The following is a 19,403-nucleotide window of genomic DNA, read 5'->3' as shown; positions in this document are numbered from 1 at the left end:
GACCATCTAATTAGTGTGTCCGATGCGATGACGTTGGAAGTGGAATTGCCGGAGAGCCTGCCCGAAGCCGAGCCCGCCGACGCCGACGGGCCAGACCCAGCCGAGCACGACGACGAGCCGCGCCGCCGCCTGCGCCGCCGCGGGCGGCGGCGCAGGCGGTCGCCGTGGATCACGATCCCGGTGACCGTCTTCGCCGGGCTGCTCGCCATCGCCGTCCTCACCCCGCTCACCGTGGGGCTGCGGATCTGGTACCAGGCCAGGCAGGACGAGCGTCCCCGCTCCGACGCGATCGTCGTGCTCGGCGCCGCCCAGTACAACGGGGTGCCGTCCCCGACGCTGAAATGGCGGCTCCAGCACGCGCTCGACCTCTACCGGCGGGGCGTCGCGCCCGCGATCGTCACCGTGGGCGGCAAGGCGCCCGGCGACAACTTCACCGAGGCGGGCTCCGGCCGCGACTGGCTGATCGCGAAGGGCGGGGTGCCCGCCGCCAAGGTCGTCGCGGTGCCCGTCGGGCGCGACACGCTGGAGAGCATGAAGGCCGTCGGCAAGGAGTTCGACCGGCGGCACTGGTCGTCCGCGGTGATCGTCACGGACCCGTGGCACGGGCTGCGGTCCAAGAAGATGGCCGAGGACAGCGGGATCAAGGCGGCGGCGTCCCCGACCCGCAGCGGGCCGAGCGTGCAGACCCGCGACACCCAGTTCCACTACATCGTCCGCGAGACCGGCGGCTACCTGTCGTACGTGCTGCTGGGCAAGAGCGTGAAGACGCCGAGTGAGACGATCAAGCGCATCCACATCGACCCGTCCGCGACCGCGACGCCGTCCGGCCCCTGATCGCGATGCCGCCGGTCCCGGGACGCGCCCGCTTACCCTGGAAAGGGCCATGACGAGCACCTCCACCGAGCCGAGCACCGGCGGCTACGCGCGCCGCGACCGGGAGCGATGGGCCCGCGAGCCCGCCAAGCGGCGCGACCGGACGGCCTTCGAGCGCGACCGGGCCCGCGTCCTGCACAGCGCGGCGCTCCGCAGGCTCGCCGCGAAGACCCAGGTCGCCTCGCCGGGCGCGGACACCGCCCCCGACACCGTGCAAAGCCTGCGCACCCGGCTCACCCACTCGCTCGAATGCGCCCAGGTGGGCCGCGAGCTGGGCAAGTCGCTCGGGTGCGACCCCGACCTCGTGGAGGCGGCGTGCCTGTCCCACGACATCGGGCACCCGCCGTTCGGGCACAACGGGGAGGCGGCGCTGGACGTCGTCGCCCGTCCCTGCGGCGGGTTCGAGGGGAACGCGCAGAGCCTCCGCGTCCTGACCCGGCTTGAGCCGAAGTCGTTCGCGCCGGACGGCCCGCCCCTGTACGGCCGCAGCGTCGGCCTGAACCTGACCCGCGCCGCGCTGGACGCCGCGATGAAGTACCCGTGGCCGCTGGCCGAGGCGGTGAACGGCAAGTTCGGCATCTACGACGACGACATGCCGGTGGCGGCCTGGGTCCGGGAGGGCGTCGAACCCGGCCGGACGTGCTTCGAGGCCCAGGTCATGGACTGGAGCGACGACGTCGCCTACTCCGTCCACGACCTGGAGGACGCGCTCGTCGCCGGGCACATCGACTTCGCCCGGCTCGCCGACCCGGCCGAGCGGCGGCTCGTCGCGACCACGGCGGCCAAGCTGTACTGCCCGGACGCCGACCTCGCCGAGCTGGAGGAGCGGTTCGCCGCGCTGCTCGCCGAGCCGTACTGGCCGGACCGCTACGAGGGGACGCCGCGCAGCCTCGCCGCGCTGAAGAACCTCACCAGCACGCTGATCGGGCGGTTCTGCATGGCCGCCGAGACCGCCACCCGCGCCGCCTACGGCGACCGCCCGCTCACCAGGTACGCGGCGGAGCTGATCGTCCCGCGCGTACAGCGGTTGGAGAACGCCCTGCTCAAGGGCATCACCGCGCACTACGTGTGGATCAGCCACGAGGAGGTCAGGGCCCGCCAGCGGACGCTGATCACCGAGCTGGCCGAGCTGACGCTCGCGGGCGCGCCGGGGACCCTCGAACCCGGCTTCCGCGCCGCGTTCGAGGAGGCGTCCGACGACGCCGGGCGGCTGCGCGCCGTCGTCGACCAGATCGCCTCGCTGACCGACCTGTCGGCGATGGCGCGGCACCGCCTGCTCGGCGGCACCGCCTGACGGCACCGCCTGACGGCACCGCCTGACGACCGGGCCTGACGGCCGCACCGATCCGGCCGACGCCGAACCCGCCGGGACGCCGAACACGCCGGGACGCTCCCGACGCTGACCCTTGTCTCGTTACGGAGGCCGCTGTAGGGATAGCAACAGGTCAACTACAGGAGGTCGTCATGCCCGAGGAGACGTTCGTGATCGCCGGCGCCAGCCTGGCCGGGGCCAAGGCGGCGGAGACGCTCCGCCAGGAGGGCTTCACCGGCCGGTTGCTGTTGATCGGGGAGGAGATCGAGCGGCCGTACGAGCGGCCGCCGCTGTCCAAGGGCTTCCTGCTGGACAAGGAGCCCCGCGACAAGGCGCACGTCCACGAGGCCGACTGGTACGACAAGCACGACGTGGAGCTGCGGCTCGGCGTCACCGTCGAGGCCGTGAACCGGGAGGCGCACGAGATCCGGCTGTCGACCGAGGAGCCGATCCGCTACACCAAGCTGCTGCTGGCGACGGGCGCGTCCCCGAGACGGCTGGACGTCCCGGGAGCCAAGCTCCAGGGCATCCACTATCTGCGCACCATGGCCGACTCGGCGGAGTTGAAGCAGGCGTTCGCGCCCGGCGGGCGGCGCGTCGTCGTCGCCGGGGCGGGCTGGATCGGCCTGGAGACGGCCGCCGCCGCCCGCTCCCACGGCAACGAGGTGACGGTCATCGAGCCGGAGCCCGCCCCGCTGCACGCCGCGCTCGGCCCGGAGCTCGGCGGCGTCTTCGCCGACCTGCACCGCGAGCACGGCGTCGACCTGCGGCTCGACCAGGGCGTCGCGGGTTTCTGGGGCGCCGGGCAGGTGTCGGCGGTGGTCACCTCCGGCGGCGCCGAGGTGCCGGCGGACGTCGTCGTCGTCGGGATCGGCGTCCGGCCGAACACCCGGCTCGCCGAGGAGGCCGGGCTCGACGTGTCGGACGGTGTCCTCGTCGACCAGTCGCTGCGCACGTCCGACCCGGACATCTACGCGGCCGGGGACGTCGCCAACGCCTTCAACCCGCTGCTCGGCCGCCGGATCCGGGTGGAGCACTGGGCGAACGCGCTGAACGGCGGTCCCGCCGCCGCCCGCGCCATGCTCGGCCAGGACGTGGTGTACGACCGCGTCCCGTACTTCTTCAGCGACCAGTACGACCTCGGCATGGAGATGTCGGGCGTCGCGTCGCCGGGGGAGTACGACCGGGTCGTGTACCGGGGGGACGTCCCCGGCCGGGAGTTCATCGCGTTCTGGCTGTCCGGCGGCCGGGTCGTGGGCGGGATGAACGTCAACGTGTGGGACGTCACGGGCGACATCCAGGCGCTCATCCGCTCCGGCGCGCAGGTGGACGCGGACCGGCTCGCCGACCCCGCCGTCCCGCTCGCCGAACTCGGCTGAATCTCCGGCAGACCGGGATGATCTCACCCTGGTAAGCCACGTACAGTCGGGTGGGTGGTTACGGAGATCGCGACGTTCCGCCGCGCCCGGGTCGCCGTCACGCTGGCGTTCGCGGCGCACGGGACGTTCGGCACCGCCTGGGTCGCCCGCATCCCGCAGATCAAGGAGCACCTCGGGCTGAGCGCGGGCATGATGGGCGTCGCGCTGCTCGGCGCGCCGGTCGGCGTCGTGATCGCCGTCCGGTTCGCCGGGCGGATCGTCGCCCGCTGGGGCAGCCGCGCGACCACGATCGGCGGCGGGCTCGCCGGGGCGGCGTCGCTGGTCCCGCTCGGCCTGGCCTGGGACCTTCCCGCGCTGATCGTCGCGCTGCTGCTGATGGGCGCGTCCCTCGGCCTGATGGACGTGGCGATGAACGCCCAGGGCGTGGCCGTCGAGCGCGGCTACGGGCGCCCGCTGATGTCCGGCCTGCACGGCGCGTTCAGCATCGGGACGCTCGTCGCCGCGCTGGTCGGCTCCGGGATGGCGCAGGCGGGGGCGCCCGTCCCGATGCACCTCGCCGGGGCGGCCGCCGTGCTGGCGGTGCTGATCGCGGTCGGCTGCCGCGACCTGCTCGACCCGTCCCACGACACCCTGGACGCCGTCCCCGTGCCGGACGACCGCCCGTCCGGGACGGCCGCCGCGGTGCGGGCGTCCCGGTGGCCGCTGCTCATGCTCGGCGTCATCGGCCTGTGCTCGTTCGTCGGCGAGGGCGCGATGGCCGACTGGAGCGCCGTCTACCTGCGCGAGGACCTCGGCACCGGGCCGGGGGCCGCCGGGCTCGGCTTCGCCGGCTGCGCGGTCGCGATGACCCTCGGACGGCTCGCCGGGGACCGGGTCGTCGCGCGGTTCGGGCCCGTCCCGGTGCTGCGCGCCGGGTCGCTGCTCGCCGCGCTCGGCCTCGGCCTCGGGCTCGCCGCCGGGCACCCGGCCGCGGCCGTGTGCGGGTTCACGGTGTTCGGCCTCGGCGTCGCGGTGGTCGCGCCGGTGACGTTCAGCGCGGCGGGGAACGTTCCCGGCGTGCCCGCGGCGACCGGGATCTCCCGCGTCACCGGGGTCGGCTACCTGGGACTGCTCGGCGGGCCGCCGGTCATCGGGTTCGTCGCGCAGGGCGTCGGGCTCACGTGGGCGCTGGCGGTGCCGGTCGGGCTGGTCGGGCTGATCGTCCTGCTGGCCCCCGCGGCCGGGACGGCGGCCTCGGCGAGCGCCCCCGCGACGGCCGCCGCGGACGCCGCCGCCCCGGAACGGTAAAGCGTCTTACCCTTTTTGGCCGGGTTGTGACATTGGTAAATGTCCTACTCAGGTAAGGTCTGGGCGAGTGAGCACCATACAGCGGTCGAGACCGGCCGAAACGGCCGCGACCGCCCCGGCGTACCGCACCTTCCTCGGCGAACTGCTCAGTTTCGGTTTCGTGGGGGTCGTCGGCACCCTGATCATGATCTTCGGCGCCAACCTGATGCGCGCCTGGCTCGGCGGCAGCCCGGTCACCAGCGTCGCCGTGCCGACCGTGGTGTCCACGTTCGCGTCCTACCTGCTCAACCGCTACTGGGTGTTCCGCCACCGGGACAGCGACGGCTCCGGCCGGGAGGTCGCGATCTTCTTCGCGCTGAACGGCGTCGGGCTGCTCATCTCGGTGCTCTGCACCGGCTTCACGTACTACACCCTCGGCCTGCACGGCGGTGTCGCCTACAACGGCGGGCTGCTCGCGGGCGTCGCGTTCGGCGCGGCGTTCCGCTACTGGTCGTACAAGAAGTGGGTGTTCACTCCCGCCGCCGCGTAGCCCCTCGGGCTCGCGTAGCCCCTCGGCCGCGCGTGGCCCCTCGGGCTCAGCGCCCGGCCGGGACGATCTTCTCCGTCCGCGCCAGCGCCTCGCCGAGGACGCCCGCGAGGTCCTGCCCGGTGCCCTGCGAGAAGATCGCCTGGTCGATGCCCGCGTCGGCGAGCCGTCCGATGGTGTCGACGACCTCGTCCAGGGAGACCGGGCCGGTGATGAGGGACAGCGACGTCTTCTCGATCTCGGCGTAGTCGCGTCCCTCGCGCTCGCAGTGCCCGCGCAGGACGTCCAGCTTGCGCGGGAGCTCGTCGGAGTCGAAGAGGTTGCAGGCGTCGGCGTACTTGGCGACGAACCGCAGCGTCTTCTTCTCCCCGCCGCCGCCGACCAGGATCGGCGGGTGCGGGCGGCGCACCGGCGGCGGCGAGTTCAGCGGGCGCTCCAGCGCGTAGTGGGCGCCCTCGAACGCGGACTCGTCGCCGTCCCACATCTGGCGGGCGAGCCGCAGCGTCTCCTCGAGCCGCTCGAACCGCTCCGCGGTCGGCGGGAACCGGACGCCGAGCCCCCGCGACTCCTCCTCGTTCCACGCCGCGCCGATGCCGAGCCAGGCGCGCCCGCCGGACAGGACGTCCAGCGTGGTCACGGTCTTGACCAGGATGCCGGGGTGGCGGTAGGTGACGCCGGTGACCATCGTCCCGAGCGTGATCCGCTCGGTGAGCGCGGCGGCGTAGGCGAGCGCCGAGTAGCCCTCCAGCATCGGCTCCTCGGACGCGCCCACCCCCTGGATCTGGAAGAAGTGGTCCATCACCCAGAGCGAGTGCAGTCCCGCCTGGTCCGCCTCGCGGGCCATCCGCCCGAAGACCGGCGCGATCTGCTCGGGCCCGCCGGGAAAGGTGAAACTGGGAATCTGAAGTCCAACGCGCATTGGCGCACGCCTTTCGTCTCATGGCTCTTCGTTTCGCGGCCGTGCCGAACCTCACTGTGCGTCCTGGAGCGCGCTCCAGGTCAAGTAGAGGACGTGCCCACGTTTGACCTGGAGTGCACTCCAGGTGGGAGTCTGGAGGGCGTGGGTTCCTACTCTCCGGCCGAGACCGCCGAGAAGAGCGGTTTCAGCATCGACACGCTGCGTTACTACGAGAAGATCGGCCTGCTCTCGGGCATCGCGCGGAACGCGTCCGGCCGCCGGGTGTTCAGCGACGACGACCTGTCCTGGCTGGAAATGCTCCGCTGCCTGCGCGGGACGGGCATGCCGATCGCCGAGATGCTCAGGTACTCCGAGCTGGCCCGGGTCCCCGGCACGGTGGCGGAGCGGCTCGAACTGCTGCAGGCGCACGACCGCCGCGTCGAGGAGCAGATCGCCCTGCTGCGCGAGCAGCAGTCGCGGATCAAGTGGAAGATCGGCATCTACGGCGACGCGCTCACCGGGGCCTGCGCGGCGCAGCGCGACGAGGGCGACCTCACCACGACCGGGGCCGCTACCGCAGGACGGGGTTGACGCGCCGCCCGTTCGCGCCGAAGAACAGCACGCGGTCGAGGTCGACGGTCAGCGCGACGTGGTCGCCGCGGTTCGGCCGGTTGCCGGGGGCGATGCGGAACACGAGGTCGGACCGCCGGTGGTGGCCGGCGTGCTCCTCCTCGACCGCCTCCACGCCTTGGGCCGGGCGGCCGAGCAGCTCGCGCACCCGGTCGCGCAGCCCCGGGCGCTCCGGCGCCGCGGGCGCGGGCCGGCGCGGGCGCCCGATCTCGGCCGCGTCCACGGTTGGGATGCCCGCCTCGGCGTAGGCGAGCCACTCGTGCCCGTGGAACTCCAGCGCGCGAACCTGCCCCGACAGGACCGTTCCCGGGGCGGCGGGCGTCCCCGGCGCGATGGGCACGAGCGTGTCCGGGCGGATGCCCACGATGACCGACTGGCCGTGGTGGCTGATCAGCGAGGAGGCGCGCGGGTCCTCCCAGGGGACGGTCAGCCGCTGCGGCCCGAAGTCGAGCAGCAGCCCCTCGCCCTCGACCGCCCACAGCGTGGCCTGCAGCAGGTTGATCGGCGGGGAGCTGAGGAACGCGGCGACGAACACCGTCGCCGGGTCGGCGTAGATCTGCTCGGGGGTGCCGACGTCCTCCAGGACGCCGTCGCGCAGCACCGCCATCCGGTCGGCCATGGTCATGGCCTCGACCTGGTCGTGCGTGACGTAGACGGTGGTGGTGCCGCTGGAGCGCACCAGCCCGGCGATCTCGACCCGCAGCTCGGTGCGCAGGCCCGCGTCGAGGCTGGACAGCGGCTCGTCCATGAGGAACACCGACGGCTCGCGGATCAGCGCCCGGCCGATCGCGGCGCGCTGCCGCTGGCCGCCGGACAGCGTGCGCGGCAGCCGGTCGATCATCGTGTTGATGCCGAGCGCGCGGGCCAGTTCGAGGACCTTCGCGTGCGCCTCGGCGCGGTCGTCCCCGGACACCTCCAGGGGGAACATCATGTTCCCTTTGACCGTGCGGTGCGGGTAGAGCGCGCCCTCCTGGAACACCATTGCCACGTTCCGATCCCGGGGCGACAGGTCGTTCGCGACGGAGCCGTTGAGCCAGATGTCGCCGCCGGTGATCTCCTCCAGCCCGGCGATCATCCGCAGAATGGTGGATTTGCCGCACCCGGACGGCCCGAGGAGGACGAACAACTCGCCGTCGTTGATCCGCAGGCGTACGTTCCGGACGGCTTCGAAACCTCCCGGGTACACCTTGTCGACGCCGTCGAGCACTACATCCGTCATCGGCTCCGCCTGCGTGTGAGCAAAATCTCGGCTCGTCATCACATCGCGCGACGGGCCGTTTGTCCATAGTCGATCCGGCCCGGACCGCCGTCAATCCGGCCGAGTCCGGCCATGAAAACCGGAATTCCGGTCATGTCAGGATGATCCAGACTGCTGGCCCTAAGCCCCGCCCTCGGGGACCCGGCGGAACATGGACCATGCGCGGCGGGGCGGGGCGGGCGGTGCGCGGGTTCCGGTGCGCGGCGGCGGATGTCGTGGGCCCGCCGTAGACTCCTACGTCGTGGCAGGCAGGATTCGCAACGAGGACATCGCGCTCGTCCGCGAGCGCGCGTCCATCGACGCCGTGATCGGCGAGTACCTGCAGCTCCGCAGCGCGGGCGGCGGCAATCTCAAGGGCCTCTGCCCGTTCCACGACGAGAAGTCCCCCTCGTTCAACGTGACCCCCGCGCGCGGGCTGTACTTCTGCTTCGGCTGCGAGGCGGGCGGCGACGTCATCAAGTTCGTCCAGGAGATCGAGCACCTGACGTTCGCCGAGGCGGTGGAGCGGCTCGCGGCGCAGGCGGGCGTCCAGCTCCGCTACGAGGACGGCGGGCCCGGCCGCGGCCCCCGGCAGGACGGCGGGCAGCGCGCCCGGCTGATCGAGGCGCACAAGGCCGCCGCCGAGTACTACGCCGAGAGGCTGCGCTCGCCGGACGGCGCGATCGGCCGCGAGTTCCTGTCCGCGCGCGGCTTCGAGGCCGCCGACGCCGAGCGTTTCGGCGTGGGCTTCGCGCCCCGCGAGTGGGAGGGCCTCGTCCGGCACCTGCGCGGGCGCGGCTTCGCCGACCGCGACATCGTCTCCGGCGGCCTCGCCAAGGAGGGCAGGCGCGGCCCGATGGACCGGTTCCGCGGGCGGCTGATGTGGCCGATCCGCGACCTGTCCGGCGACGTCATCGGGTTCGGCGCGCGCCGCCTCTACGAGGACGACGACGGCCCCAAGTACCTGAACACCCCCGAGTCGCCGCTCTTCCACAAGGGCTCGGTGCTGTACGGCGCCGACCTCGCGAAGAAGGAGATCGCGCGCCGCCGCCAGGCCGTCGTGGTCGAGGGCTACACCGACGTGATGGCCTGCCACCTCGCGGGCGTCCCGACCGCCGTCGCCACCTGCGGGACGGCCTTCGGCGACGACCACATCAAGGTGCTGCGCCGCCTCCTGATGGACCAGGACGAGTTCCGCGGCGAGGTGATCTTCACCTTCGACGGCGACTCGGCCGGGCGCAAGGCCGCGCTGCGCGCGTTCGACGACGAGCAGAAGTTCGTCTCGCAGACGTTCGTGGCCGTCCAGCCGGACGGGCTCGACCCGTGCGACCTGCGCGTCCGGCACGGCGACGCGGCCGTGCGCGACCTCGTCGCGTCCCGGCTGCCGCTGTTCGAGTTCGCCGTGCGCAGCGCGATCGAGCAGCACGACCTCGACACGGTCGAGGGGCGGCTCGGCGCGCTCGACGCCGCGGCCCCCGTCGTCGCCGCGATCAAGGACCGCTCGCGCCGCCACATGTACGCGGTCAACCTCGACCGCTGGCTCGGGATCATGGACGAGCAGTTCGTGCTGCGGCGCGTCCGGGAGCTCGCGAACCGGCGGCAGGGCCGTCCGGGGCAGGGGGGCGAAAGGCCGGGAAACGGGCGGGCCGGAAACGGCCGTCCCGGCGGCGGCCGCGACCTCGGCGACGCGCGCGCGGAGAACGGGCGCGGCGCCCCGGACGCGTCGCCGCGGCCCGCCTTCGACCCGCACGACCCGGAGGTCCAGCGGGAGCGCGAGCTGCTGAAACTCGCCGTCCAGCGGCCCGCGCTGCTCGGCCCGGCCTTCGACGACGTGCCGGCCGACGCGTTCATCGCGCCGCCGCACGCCGCGGTGCGCGCCGTGATCGCGGCGGCGGGCGGGGTGACGGCGGCGGGCGCGGTCCAGGAGTGGGTGTCGCACCTGCTGGAGCGGGCGCCGAACGACCAGGTGAGGGACCTGATCACGAAACTCGGCGTGGAACCGGCCCGAGCCGCCCAGGATTCGGACGACCGCTATGCCGTAGAACTGCTCGCCCGAATACAGGAACGCCAGCTCACTCGCATGATCGCCGACGCGAAATCTAAACTCGGGCGGCTGAATCCGGTCGAGGCCCCCGAGGAGTACAACCGCCTCTTCGGCGATCTTGTCGCGCTTGAGCAGCAGAGACGGGTGTTGCGGGAGCGAGGGCTTGGGTCACAGTAAGTCAAGAGACCGCAAAATGGGTCCTGTGATCTAGACCCCATTTGACGCAGACTGTCCTCGTGGGCCCTTCGGTGCTGCCAAGCGAGGCGCCATCGGTTGATCAGGTGGCGGACCTCGTCGCACGCGGCAGAGAACGCGGCGGCGTGACCGTCGAGGACGTCGCTGCCGCGCTCGATCGCTCGGACTTGCCGGACGACTCGCTGGAGCGGGTCGTCCGGATGCTCGCAGAGCAGGGGGTGGACGTCCTCGAGTCTCAGCAGGAGACCGAGGACGTCGCGCGAGCGGACGAGGGAGACCTCGGCAAGCGGGCGCCGACGAGCGACCTGGTTCGGATCTACCTGAGAGAGATCGGTCGCGTACCGCTTCTAACGGCAGAAGATGAAGTAGAACTCGCCAAATCGATCGAGGCGGGACTGTTCGCCGAGGAGAAGATGGCGCAGACCGCCGTCCTCGCCCGTGGCGAACTGCTCGACCTCGAACAGCTCTCCCGCGAGGGCACGCGGGCGAAGCAACGCCTGATCGAGGCCAATCTCCGGCTGGTGGTCTCGATCGCGAAACGCTACGTGGGCCGGGGAATGCTCTTCCTCGACCTCATTCAGGAGGGAAATCTCGGACTGATCCGCGCGGTCGAGAAATTCGACTACACGAAGGGGTTCAAGTTCTCCACCTACGCCACCTGGTGGATCCGGCAGGCGATCACCCGGGCGATCGCCGACCAGGCGCGCACGATCCGGATCCCGGTGCACATGGTCGAGACGATCAACAAGCTCGTCCGCGTGCAGCGGCAGATGCACCAGGACCTCGGCAGGGAGCCGAGCCCCGACGAGATCGGCCTGGAGATGGGCCTGTCGCCCGTCCGGGTCGTGGAGATCCAGCGGATCGCGCAGGAGCCGGTCTCGCTCCAGTCGCCGATCGGCGAGGAGGACTCCGACCTCGGCGACTTCATCGAGGACGCCGACGCCGTCGTCCCGATCGAGGCGGCGGCGTTCATCCTTCTCCAGGACCAACTGGAGGACATCCTCGGCACGCTGTCGGAGCGGGAGCAGCGCATCATCCAGTTGCGCTTCGGCCTGACCGACGGGCATCCGCGCACCCTGGAGGAGGTGGGCCGGGAGTTCGGCGTGACGAGGGAGCGGATCCGCCAGATCGAGTCGAAGACGCTCGCGAAGCTGCGCCACCCGTCCCGCGCGCAGATGCTGCGCGAATACCTGGACTGACGAGAGCGGCGCGGACGACGTCCGGCACGACCGTCCTCCCGGACGCACCCTCGGGAGGACGGTCGTGTCTCACGGGCCGGGCGTCTCACGGGCCGGGCGTCTCACGGGCCGGGCGTCTCACGGGCCGGGCGTCCCGTCGGGACGATGTCCGCTCCGCGCCGATGCGTCGCGTTCCGTCCGGGCCGTCATCTACCGTGGTGACCATGCTGATCGTGACGACTGACGGCGTGGCGGGGTACGAGATCAAGAGCGTGCTCGGTGAGGTCCTCGGCTCGGCCGTGCAGGCCGAGCAGGGTGCCGCGCCGCAGCCGGGGCACGGCGGGAGCAGCGCGACGTTCCGGGTGACGGGGGAGCGGCCGGTGGCGGGCCTCGCCGCCGCCCGCCGCGAGGCGGTCGACCGGCTCGGCGAGGAGGCGAGCCGCCGGGGCGCGAACACGGTGGTCGGCATGCGCTTCGACACCGCCGCCGTGGGCGGCGGCATCGAGGTCTGCGCCTACGGGACGGCGGTCTGGGTCGAGCGGGCGCCCGCGCAGCACCAGCAGGCCGCCCAGCAGCAGCCGCATCCGCAGCAGATGCCGCCGTACGGCGAGCCGCAGCCCGGCGGGCCGCCGATGGTCGCCCGCAACCTCACGATGGGCCTCCAGGACAGGCCGCGCTGACCCCTGGCCGGTCCCTGGTCGGTCCGCTCGACCGCCCACTCACGTGGGGGCCACTTGACGCGTTCAGGTGAGGCTTAGCTAATTTAGGTGAGCCTAACCAATTTGTACGCTTCTGGAGTCCCCCATGCGTCCTGTGTCCGCGCTCGCCGTCGCCGGCGTCGCCGCCGTGTCGATGTCCCTGCTCTCGGCGTGCGGAGGGGACGACGACGCGGGAGCCGCGGGCGCGATCCCCGTCACCGCGACCGACGACTCCTGCGAGGTCGGCAAGACCGAGCTGACCGCCGGCAAGACCACGTTCAAGGTCACCAACAAGGGCTCGAAGGTCAACGAGTTCGAGGTCCTGAAGCCGGACGGCAAGATCCTCGCCGAGCGGGAGAACATCGGCCCGGGCACCAGCGTCGACTTCGTGGTGAATCTCCCCGCCGGGACGTTCAAGCTGCTGTGCAGCGCGGGCCAGACCGGCAAGGGGCCGTCCAAGGACGTGACCGTCACCGGCACCGCGGGGGAGGGCGGCGACCAGCGCCTCGCCAAGGCCGCCGCCGACTACAAGGCGTTCGTGATCGTCCGGCTGGACGAGACGATCACGAAGACGAAGGCGTTCGTCGACGCGGTCAAGGCGAACGACGTCGCGAAGGCGAAGGAGCTGTACGCGCCGTCGCGGGTCGGCTGGGAGACGATCGAGCCCGTCGCGGAGAAGTTCGGCGACATCGACCCGAAGGTCGACGCCCGCGAGGCCGACCTGAAGCCGGAGGAGAAGAAGGACTGGTCCGGCTGGCACCTGCTGGAGAAGGCCCTCTGGAAGGACGGCTCGGTCAAGGGCAAGGGCGAGTACGGCGACCGGCTCCTCGCCGACCTGGAGACGCTGAAGTCGCGGCTGCCCGGCCTCACCCTCGACCCGGTGAACGACATGGCGGGCGGCGCGAAGGAGCTCCTGGACGAGGTCGCGACCGGCAAGGTCACCGGCGAGGAGGAGGCGTTCAGCCACACCGACCTCGTCGACTTCAAGGCCAACGTGGACGGCGCGAAGAAGATCTACGACCTGCTCAAGCCCGTCGTCCAGGAGCGGGACGGGCAGCTCGCGGCGGACCTCGACGGAGGCTTCGGCAAGGTCGAGGCGCTGCTGAAGAAGCACGAGAAGGGCGACGGCTACGTCTCCTACGACACGGTGGGCAAGGAGGACCGCAAGGAGCTCGCCGACGCGGTGAACGCGCTGGGCGAGCCGCTCTCCAAGCTCGCCGCGGCCGTCGCCAAGTAGGGCGCTGAGTGGCACGTCGCGGAGCGGCGCGCGACCGCGCGACGCACGGACCGAAGGACGGTGGCGACATGACGGCGGTGGCGACATGACGGTGGTGGCGACATGACAGAGGCGCGTCCGGGGCTGTCCCGGCGGCGGATGCTCGGGTTCTCCGGCGCGAGCCTGGTGGTCGGCGCGGCCGCCGGCGCCGGGCTCGACCGGGTCGCGTTCGCGGACGAGGACAAGGGCGGCGCGGGCCGGGCCGTCCCCTTCCACGGCCCGCACCAGGCGGGCATCGCGACGCCCGTCCAGGACCGGCTGCACTTCGCGGCGTTCGACGTCACGACCGGCGACCGCGAGCGGCTCGTCCGGATGCTCAAGGAGTGGACGGCGGCCGCCGCCGCCATGACCGCGGGCCGCCCGGTCGGGGACGGGGCGGTCGGCGGCGTCGCGGTGGCGCCGCCGGACGACACCGGGGAGGCGCTCGGCCTGCCGCCGTCCCGGCTCACGCTGACGATCGGGTTCGGCCCGACCCTGTTCGAGAAGGACGGCAGGGACCGGTTCGGGATCAAGGCGCGGCGGCCGCCCGCGCTGGTCGACCTGCCGCACTTCCCCGGCGACGCGCTCGAACCCGCCCGCAGCGGCGGCGACATCGCCGTGCAGGCGTGCGCGGACGACCCGCAGGTCGCCGTGCACGCCATCCGGAACCTCGCGCGGATCGGCTTCGGCGTGGTCGCGGTCCGCTGGTCGCAGCTCGGGTTCGGGAAGACGTCGTCCACGACGCCGGGCGCGCAGACCCCGCGCAACCTGTTCGGGTTCAAGGACGGCACCGAGAACATCGCCGAGACCGACGACGACCTGCTCGCCAAGCACGTCTGGGCGGGCAAGGGCGACGGCTCCGACTGGATGGCGGGCGGCTCGTACCTCGTCGCGCGCCGCATCCGGATGCACATCGAGACCTGGGACCGGACGTCCCTGCGCGAGCAGGAGGACATCTTCGGCCGCGACAAGGGCGAGGGCGCCCCCGTCGGCGCGCGGAAGGAGCGGGACAAGCCCGTCCTGGCGAAGATGAAGCCGGACGCGCACGTCAGGCTCGCCCACCCCGACTCCAACGGCGGGGCGCGGATCCTGCGGCGCGGCTACTCGTTCACCGACGGGTCGGACGGCCTCGGGCGCCTGGAGGCGGGCCTGTTCTTCATCGCCTTCCAGCGCGACCCGCGCACGGGGTTCATCCGCGTGCAGAAGTCGCTGGCGACCGACGCGCTGAACGAGTACATCCAGCACGTCGGGTCCGGGGTGTTCGCCTGCCCGCCGGGCGTGAAGAAGGGCGGCTTCTGGGGTGACACCCTCTTCGCCTGAGGGATCCCGCGGCGGATCAGCCCTGGGCGGCGCGCTCCGACCGGATGCGGGTGACCACGTCGCCCGCCGCCGTCTTGATCGACTCCAGCTCCTGGAGGTAGGCCCAGTAGTCGGGGTGGGCGCCGGAGAGCCGCTTCGGCGCGTTCTCCAGCCGCTCGACCAGCGAGTCGAGGACGCGGGCGTGCCGCGGCGCGGCCCCGCCCGGCTGGGCCATCGCGAGGCGCTGCGCGTCCCGGACGGCGAACCGGACGCCCTCCACCGGGCCCTGCGGGTCGGCGGCGACCGCCTTCAGCTCCTCGACCCGTCCGGTGACTTGCCCGGCCCGCCGGTCGGCCGCGTTCAGCTCGGTGCGGGCCGCGGTGAGCGCCTGCTGCGCCTGCTTCCACTCCGCGCGGGACGTGTGCGCGGACGCCTCGTTCAGCCGCTCCCGCGCCCGCGTCACGCCCGCCTCGATCGACTCGGGCGCGCCCCGGAGGTCCTGCCAGCAGGACTGCGAGTAGCCGCGCAGCAGCACCTTCATGGCCTCCCTGACGGGCCCGACGCGGTTCGCGACGACGTCCACCCGGGTGCGGACGGACGCGAGCGAGTTGCGCACCTTCTGCGCCATCTGCGGCAGCTCGGCGGCGGCCTCGTGCGCCCGCTCGGCGATCCCGCGGACCTCCTCGGCCTTGCGCATCGCGCCGTCCAGGCCGAGCCCGCCGAGCCCCTGCGAGCCGAGCCGCGCCAGGATCTGCTTGGCCTGCGCCAGCTCCGCCTCGGGGTCGGAGGCGTCCATCCCGGCGTTCTTCGCGGCGGCGACCGCGGCGTCGGCGGCGGCGACCGCGTCGCGGGCGGCGGTCAGCCGGGGCGGGAGCTGGTCGAGGGCGGCCTCCAGCCGCGCCATCTGCGGGGCGAGCCGCTCGGCGAACCCGTTCAGGTTCCCCGTGACCTGTTGGAGGCGCTCGGCGGCCGCGACGAACGCGCGCCGCGCGGCGTCGTACTCGGCGGGTGTCCGGTCCTGGTCAGCGAGGTCGTGGGCGTCCAGGACGGAGATGTAGGCCACCGACGCGGCGTCCGCCGCCTCCGACAGCCCGGCGAACTCCCGCCGGACGGGCCCGGCGGCCGCGGCGTCCAGGTCCTCGAAGACGGTGACCCGGCCGGCGATGTACTTCTGCGCCTGGTCCATGTCGTAGAAGGCGGCCGCCGCCGCCTCCCTGGCCTCGACCGCCGCGGTGGCCGCCTGGGCCCCCCGGCCCCGGCGGCGCTGGTCGCCCGCTCCCCGCACCGCTGCCTCCCTTCGTCCCTGCCCAGTCTGGCCCAGCCGGGCCGCGTTTCGCGCCCCGGGCCGGGTGCCGCGACCAGCCTTTCGTGTAATGCTTCCAGGACGATTGGAACGGATAGCATCGCTGCAACGTCGATAAGGCTGGATGCCGGGTCGGCGTCCGAAACATCCGCATGCGATTTGGAGGCCCATCGTGGGTGTCAGCCTCAGCAAGGGCGGCAACGTCTCGCTCACCAAGCAGGCCCCCGGCCTGTCGGCGGTGACCGTCGGTCTTGGCTGGGACCTGCGCACCACCACCGGGACCGACTTCGACCTCGACGCCTCCGCCCTGGTGCTGGACGGCTCAGGCAAGATCATCAGCGACCAGCACTTCGTGTTCTTCAACAACCTCCGGACGCCGGACGGCGGGGTCGAGCACAGCGGCGACAACACGACGGGCGCGGGCGAGGGCGACGACGAGCAGCTCAAGGTCGACTTCGGCGCGCTGCCGGCCACCGCGGAGCGGGTGGCCTTCGCCGTGTCGATCTACGAGGCCGACGGCCGCGGCCAGAACTTCGGGCAGGTCCGCAACGCGTACATCCGCGTCCTGAACCAGGGCGACGGATCGGAGATGGCGCGCTACGACCTGTCGGAGGACGCCTCGATGGAGACCGCGATGGTGTTCGGCGAGCTGTACCGCTCGGGGGCGGAGTGGAAGTTCCGGGCGGTCGGCCAGGGTTACGCCTCGGGGCTGGCCGGAATCGCGCTGGACTTCGGCGTCAACCTCTGACCAGGCTCATCCAGCACCACCACGAAGGGAGTGGCCCGTACATGGGTGTCTCACTCGCCAAGGGCGGCAACGTCTCGCTGACGAAGGCCGCCCCCAACCTCACCGCGGTCACCGTCGGCCTCGGCTGGGACGTCCGCGCCACCACCGGCGCCGACTTCGACCTCGACGCGTCCGCGTTGATGCTCGCCCCCACCGGCAAGGTCATCTCGGACCAGCACTTCGTGTTCTTCAACAACCTGAGGAGCCCGGACGGCTCGGTCGAGCACACCGGAGACAACCTGACCGGCGAGGGCGAGGGCGACGACGAGTCGATCAACGTCGACCTCACCGCCGTCCCCCTCGACTGCGACCGCATCGTGTTCCCGGTGTCGATCTACGACGCCGACAACCGGCAGCAGAACTTCGGCCAGGTGCGCAACGCGTTCATCCGGATCGTCAACCGGACGGACGGCAACGAGCTTGCGCGCTTCGACCTCACCGAGGACGCCTCCACCGAGACGGCCATGGTCTTCGGAGAGTTGTACCGGCACAGCGGCGAATGGAAGTTCAGAGCCGTCGGCCAGGGGTACGCCTCCGGCTTGGCGGGAATCGCGATGGACTTCGGCGTCAACGTCGGCTGACCCACCGCCCCCGCATCCGGCCGCCCCGCCCGGCCGCCCTTCCTAGCAGAAATACGCGCATGATTCTTCGCACCTTCGGTTGGTCCTTCGGCGTCACGGTCGTCGGCCTGCTCATCGCCCTGCTGTACGACGGACCGACCGGGCTGGCCCTGGTCGCCGTGCTGGCCGTCCTGGAGATCTCGCTCTCGTTCGACAACGCCGTGGTCAACGCCAAGGTGCTGGACCGGATGAGCGCGTTCTGGCAGAAGATCTTCCTGACGGTCGGCATCGCGATCGCCGTGTTCGGGATGCGGCTGGTCTTCCCGCTGCTGATCGTGGGGATCACGGCGAAGCTGAACCCCGTCCAGGCGTTCGACCTCGCGTTGAACGACTCGTCGCGGTACCACCAGCTGATGAACGACGCCTACCCGATGATCGCGGCGTTCGGCGGCATGTTCCTCATGATGCTTTTCCTGGACTTCGTGTTCGAGGAGCGCGCCGAGAAGTGGCTGCCGTGGGTGGAGCGCCCGCTGGCCCGCATCGGCAAGCTGGACCAGCTCTCCGTGGTCGTCGCGGGCGGGTCGCTCGCGTTCGTGTCGTGGCTCTCCGCCGAGGACCCGGGCCAGGTGATGATCGCCGGCGTGCTCGGCATGATCACCTACATCCTGGTGAACGGGCTCGGCGAGCTGTTCTCGGAGGCGAGCGACGACGACGAGGACGAGGACGGCGCTGAGGAGGGGGCAGGCGGGCGGTCCGGGCCGAGTTCGCTGGCGCTCGCCACCGGCAAGGCGGGCTTCTTCCTCTTCCTGTACCTGGAGGTGCTGGACGCCTCGTTCAGCTTCGACGGCGTCATCGGCGCGTTCGCGATCAGCACCGACCCGATCGTCATCGCGCTCGGCCTCGGCATCGGCGCTATGTACATCCGGTCGCTGACGGTCTTCCTGGTCCGCAAGGGCACCCTGCACGAGTACGTGTACCTGGAGCACGGCGCGCACTGGGCGATCGGCGCGCTCGCGGTCTGCATGCTGGTCAGCATCGGCCACCACGTGCCCGAGTGGATCACCGGCGGGCTCGGCGCGGGCCTGATCATCGCGGCGTTCGCCAGCTCCGTCGTCCGCAACCGGGGCGAGGGCGGCGGCGCGCCCGCGGAGACGCCCGGCGAGGACGGCAAGAAGCTCCACTCCAGCAACGTCTGAGCAATGTCCGCCCCGGCGACCGGAACCCCGGCGCCCCCGGCCGGGACACCGGTCGCCGGGAACGTCCGACGTCCGACAGCCCCGCGACCATGATCGATGATCGAAGGAGTCGAACGATGTCCATTTCGCTGCAGAAGGGGCAAAAGGTCTCGCTGACCAAGCCCGGCGGGGGGACGCTCACCCGGGTCAGGATGGGCCTCGGCTGGGACGCCGTCGCCAAGAAGGGCCTGTTCGGCAAGGGCCGCGCCCAGTCCATCGACCTGGACGCGTCCTGCCTGCTCTTCGACGCCAGCGGCAACCTCGCCGACCAGGTCTGGTTCCGCCAGCTCCGCAGCAAGGACGGCTCCGTCCTGCACACCGGCGACAACCTGACCGGCGAGGGCGAGGGCGACGACGAGGTCATCAACGTCGACCTCCAGGGCGTCCCGGCGAACGTGACGCAGCTCGTGTTCACCGTGAACTCCTTCACCGGCCAGGACTTCTCCCAGATCGCGAACGCGTTCTGCCGGCTGGTCGACGAGACCACCGGCCAGGAGATCGCCCGCTACGACCTGAGCGGCGCCGGGCAGCACAACGCGCAGATCATGGCCAAGGTGTCGCGGGACGGCGACGGCTGGTCGATGACGGCGATCGGCGCGACCGCGACCGGCCGCACGTTCCAGCACCTGCTGCCCGCCGTGTCGACCCACCTCTGACGCCGTGCCCCGTTTCGAGCCGCCCTCCGCGACATCGCCCGGTCCGATGAC

18 protein-coding genes are annotated in these 19,403 nt (G+C 72.0%); 15 read left to right on the top strand and 3 right to left on the bottom strand.

Features of this window, described 5'->3' with window-relative positions; all coding sequences use genetic code 11:
• Positions 1-27: 27 nt before the first annotated feature.
• From FXF68_RS20905 to FXF68_RS20885, 5 genes are all read left to right on the top strand, one after another.
• Entirely contained in the window at positions 28-834 is an 807-nt protein-coding gene (locus tag FXF68_RS20905; RefSeq protein WP_148761725.1) for a YdcF family protein, read from the top strand.
• A 49-nt stretch (positions 835-883) separates the two neighbouring features.
• Positions 884-2,167 (top strand): deoxyguanosinetriphosphate triphosphohydrolase, encoded by a 1,284-nt coding sequence (locus tag FXF68_RS20900; protein WP_148761723.1) that lies wholly within the window; start codon positions 884-886, stop codon positions 2,165-2,167.
• A 170-nt stretch (positions 2,168-2,337) separates the two neighbouring features.
• Positions 2,338-3,564, top strand: a complete 1,227-nt coding sequence (locus FXF68_RS20895; protein ID WP_148761721.1) for an NAD(P)/FAD-dependent oxidoreductase — start codon at positions 2,338-2,340, stop codon at positions 3,562-3,564.
• Positions 3,565-3,618: 54 nt separating this feature from the next.
• The gene (locus FXF68_RS20890) at positions 3,619-4,851 is read left to right on the top strand and encodes an MFS transporter (RefSeq protein ID WP_148761719.1); all 1,233 of its coding nucleotides are present in this window, start codon (positions 3,619-3,621) and stop codon (positions 4,849-4,851) included.
• Between the two features lie 67 nt (positions 4,852-4,918).
• On the top strand, positions 4,919-5,380 hold the full coding sequence (locus FXF68_RS20885) for a GtrA family protein (RefSeq protein WP_148761717.1): 462 nt from the start codon (positions 4,919-4,921) through the stop codon (positions 5,378-5,380).
• 46 nt (positions 5,381-5,426) lie between these two features.
• Here FXF68_RS20885 and FXF68_RS20880 read toward each other — a convergent pair whose 3' ends face one another.
• Positions 5,427-6,296: an LLM class F420-dependent oxidoreductase gene (locus FXF68_RS20880; protein ID WP_148761715.1), complete on the bottom strand. Its 870-nt coding sequence runs from the start codon at positions 6,294-6,296 to the stop codon at positions 5,427-5,429.
• A gap of 141 nt (positions 6,297-6,437) precedes the next feature.
• Between FXF68_RS20880 and FXF68_RS20875 the strand changes: the two genes are divergently transcribed.
• Positions 6,438-6,866, top strand: coding sequence for a MerR family transcriptional regulator (locus FXF68_RS20875; RefSeq protein ID WP_148761713.1), 429 nt, complete (start codon positions 6,438-6,440; stop codon positions 6,864-6,866).
• On the opposite strand, the gene FXF68_RS20870 is transcribed toward FXF68_RS20875, so the two are convergent.
• Positions 6,847-8,124: an ABC transporter ATP-binding protein gene (locus tag FXF68_RS20870; RefSeq protein ID WP_148761711.1), complete on the bottom strand. Its 1,278-nt coding sequence runs from the start codon at positions 8,122-8,124 to the stop codon at positions 6,847-6,849. The two genes, FXF68_RS20875 and FXF68_RS20870, sit on opposite strands and share 20 nt — an antisense overlap.
• 280 nt (positions 8,125-8,404) lie before the next feature.
• Between FXF68_RS20870 and dnaG the strand changes: the two genes are divergently transcribed.
• The 5 genes from dnaG (at position 8,405) to efeB (ending at position 14,832) form a co-directional block, all read left to right on the top strand.
• A complete protein-coding gene (gene dnaG / locus FXF68_RS20865) occupies positions 8,405-10,363 on the top strand; it encodes a DNA primase (RefSeq protein ID WP_148761709.1) in 1,959 nt (652 codons plus the stop codon).
• A 71-nt stretch (positions 10,364-10,434) separates the two neighbouring features.
• Positions 10,435-11,580 (top strand): RNA polymerase sigma factor RpoD, encoded by a 1,146-nt coding sequence (rpoD, locus tag FXF68_RS20860; RefSeq protein WP_148352988.1) that lies wholly within the window; start codon positions 10,435-10,437, stop codon positions 11,578-11,580.
• Positions 11,581-11,783: 203 nt separating this feature from the next.
• Positions 11,784-12,239 (top strand): YbjQ family protein, encoded by a 456-nt coding sequence (locus FXF68_RS20855; RefSeq protein ID WP_148761707.1) that lies wholly within the window; start codon positions 11,784-11,786, stop codon positions 12,237-12,239.
• A 124-nt stretch (positions 12,240-12,363) separates the two neighbouring features.
• A complete protein-coding gene (efeO, locus tag FXF68_RS20850; RefSeq protein WP_148761705.1) occupies positions 12,364-13,494 on the top strand; it encodes an iron uptake system protein EfeO in 1,131 nt (376 codons plus the stop codon).
• A gap of 102 nt (positions 13,495-13,596) precedes the next feature.
• Complete coding sequence (gene efeB / locus FXF68_RS20845; RefSeq protein WP_148761703.1) at positions 13,597-14,832, top strand: iron uptake transporter deferrochelatase/peroxidase subunit; 1,236 nt, start codon at positions 13,597-13,599, stop codon at positions 14,830-14,832.
• A 16-nt stretch (positions 14,833-14,848) separates the two neighbouring features.
• Here the strand turns inward: efeB and FXF68_RS20840 are convergent, their stop codons facing one another.
• The gene (locus FXF68_RS20840) at positions 14,849-16,096 is read right to left on the bottom strand and encodes a molecular chaperone DnaJ (RefSeq protein WP_148761701.1); all 1,248 of its coding nucleotides are present in this window, start codon (positions 16,094-16,096) and stop codon (positions 14,849-14,851) included.
• Positions 16,097-16,286: 190 nt separating this feature from the next.
• Here FXF68_RS20840 and FXF68_RS20835 point away from each other — a divergent pair, with 190 nt between their 5' ends.
• The 4 genes from FXF68_RS20835 (at position 16,287) to FXF68_RS20820 (ending at position 19,352) form a co-directional block, all read left to right on the top strand.
• Complete coding sequence (locus FXF68_RS20835) at positions 16,287-16,862, top strand: TerD family protein (protein ID WP_067884631.1); 576 nt, start codon at positions 16,287-16,289, stop codon at positions 16,860-16,862.
• A gap of 41 nt (positions 16,863-16,903) precedes the next feature.
• Positions 16,904-17,482, top strand: coding sequence for a TerD family protein (locus tag FXF68_RS20830; protein ID WP_148352663.1), 579 nt, complete (start codon positions 16,904-16,906; stop codon positions 17,480-17,482).
• A 59-nt stretch (positions 17,483-17,541) separates the two neighbouring features.
• Positions 17,542-18,657 (top strand): DUF475 domain-containing protein, encoded by a 1,116-nt coding sequence (locus FXF68_RS20825; protein WP_148761699.1) that lies wholly within the window; start codon positions 17,542-17,544, stop codon positions 18,655-18,657.
• 116 nt (positions 18,658-18,773) lie between these two features.
• Positions 18,774-19,352: a TerD family protein gene (locus FXF68_RS20820; protein WP_148761697.1), complete on the top strand. Its 579-nt coding sequence runs from the start codon at positions 18,774-18,776 to the stop codon at positions 19,350-19,352.
• Positions 19,353-19,403: the final 51 nt, after the last annotated feature.

The organism is Actinomadura decatromicini, from assembly GCF_008121305.1.
GTDB classification, from domain to species: Bacteria; Actinomycetota; Actinomycetes; order Streptosporangiales; family Streptosporangiaceae; genus Spirillospora; species Spirillospora syzygii.
Note: the sequence above shows the minus strand (reverse complement) of the source record. Positions and strands in the feature narration are given on the sequence as shown.

Bases quoted from the DNA above. Each gene is read 5' to 3' on its own strand.
- FXF68_RS20820 (WP_148761697.1), top strand. From the start codon at position 18,774: ATGTCCATTTCGCTGCAGAAGGGGCAAAAGGTCTCGCTGACCAAGCCC.
- FXF68_RS20830 (WP_148352663.1), top strand. From the start codon at position 16,904: ATGGGTGTCTCACTCGCCAAGGGCGGCAACGTCTCGCTGACGAAGGCC.
- FXF68_RS20880 (WP_148761715.1), bottom strand. From the start codon at position 6,296: ATGCGCGTTGGACTTCAGATTCCCAGTTTCACCTTTCCCGGCGGGCCC.
- efeB (WP_148761703.1), top strand. From the start codon at position 13,597: ATGACAGAGGCGCGTCCGGGGCTGTCCCGGCGGCGGATGCTCGGGTTC.
- FXF68_RS20905 (WP_148761725.1), top strand. From the start codon at position 28: ATGACGTTGGAAGTGGAATTGCCGGAGAGCCTGCCCGAAGCCGAGCCC.
- FXF68_RS20895 (WP_148761721.1), top strand. From the start codon at position 2,338: ATGCCCGAGGAGACGTTCGTGATCGCCGGCGCCAGCCTGGCCGGGGCC.
- efeO (WP_148761705.1), top strand. From the start codon at position 12,364: ATGCGTCCTGTGTCCGCGCTCGCCGTCGCCGGCGTCGCCGCCGTGTCG.
- FXF68_RS20825 (WP_148761699.1), top strand. From the start codon at position 17,542: ATGATTCTTCGCACCTTCGGTTGGTCCTTCGGCGTCACGGTCGTCGGC.
- FXF68_RS20870 (WP_148761711.1), bottom strand. From the start codon at position 8,124: ATGACGGATGTAGTGCTCGACGGCGTCGACAAGGTGTACCCGGGAGGT.
- FXF68_RS20900 (WP_148761723.1), top strand. From the start codon at position 884: ATGACGAGCACCTCCACCGAGCCGAGCACCGGCGGCTACGCGCGCCGC.
- FXF68_RS20855 (WP_148761707.1), top strand. From the start codon at position 11,784: ATGCTGATCGTGACGACTGACGGCGTGGCGGGGTACGAGATCAAGAGC.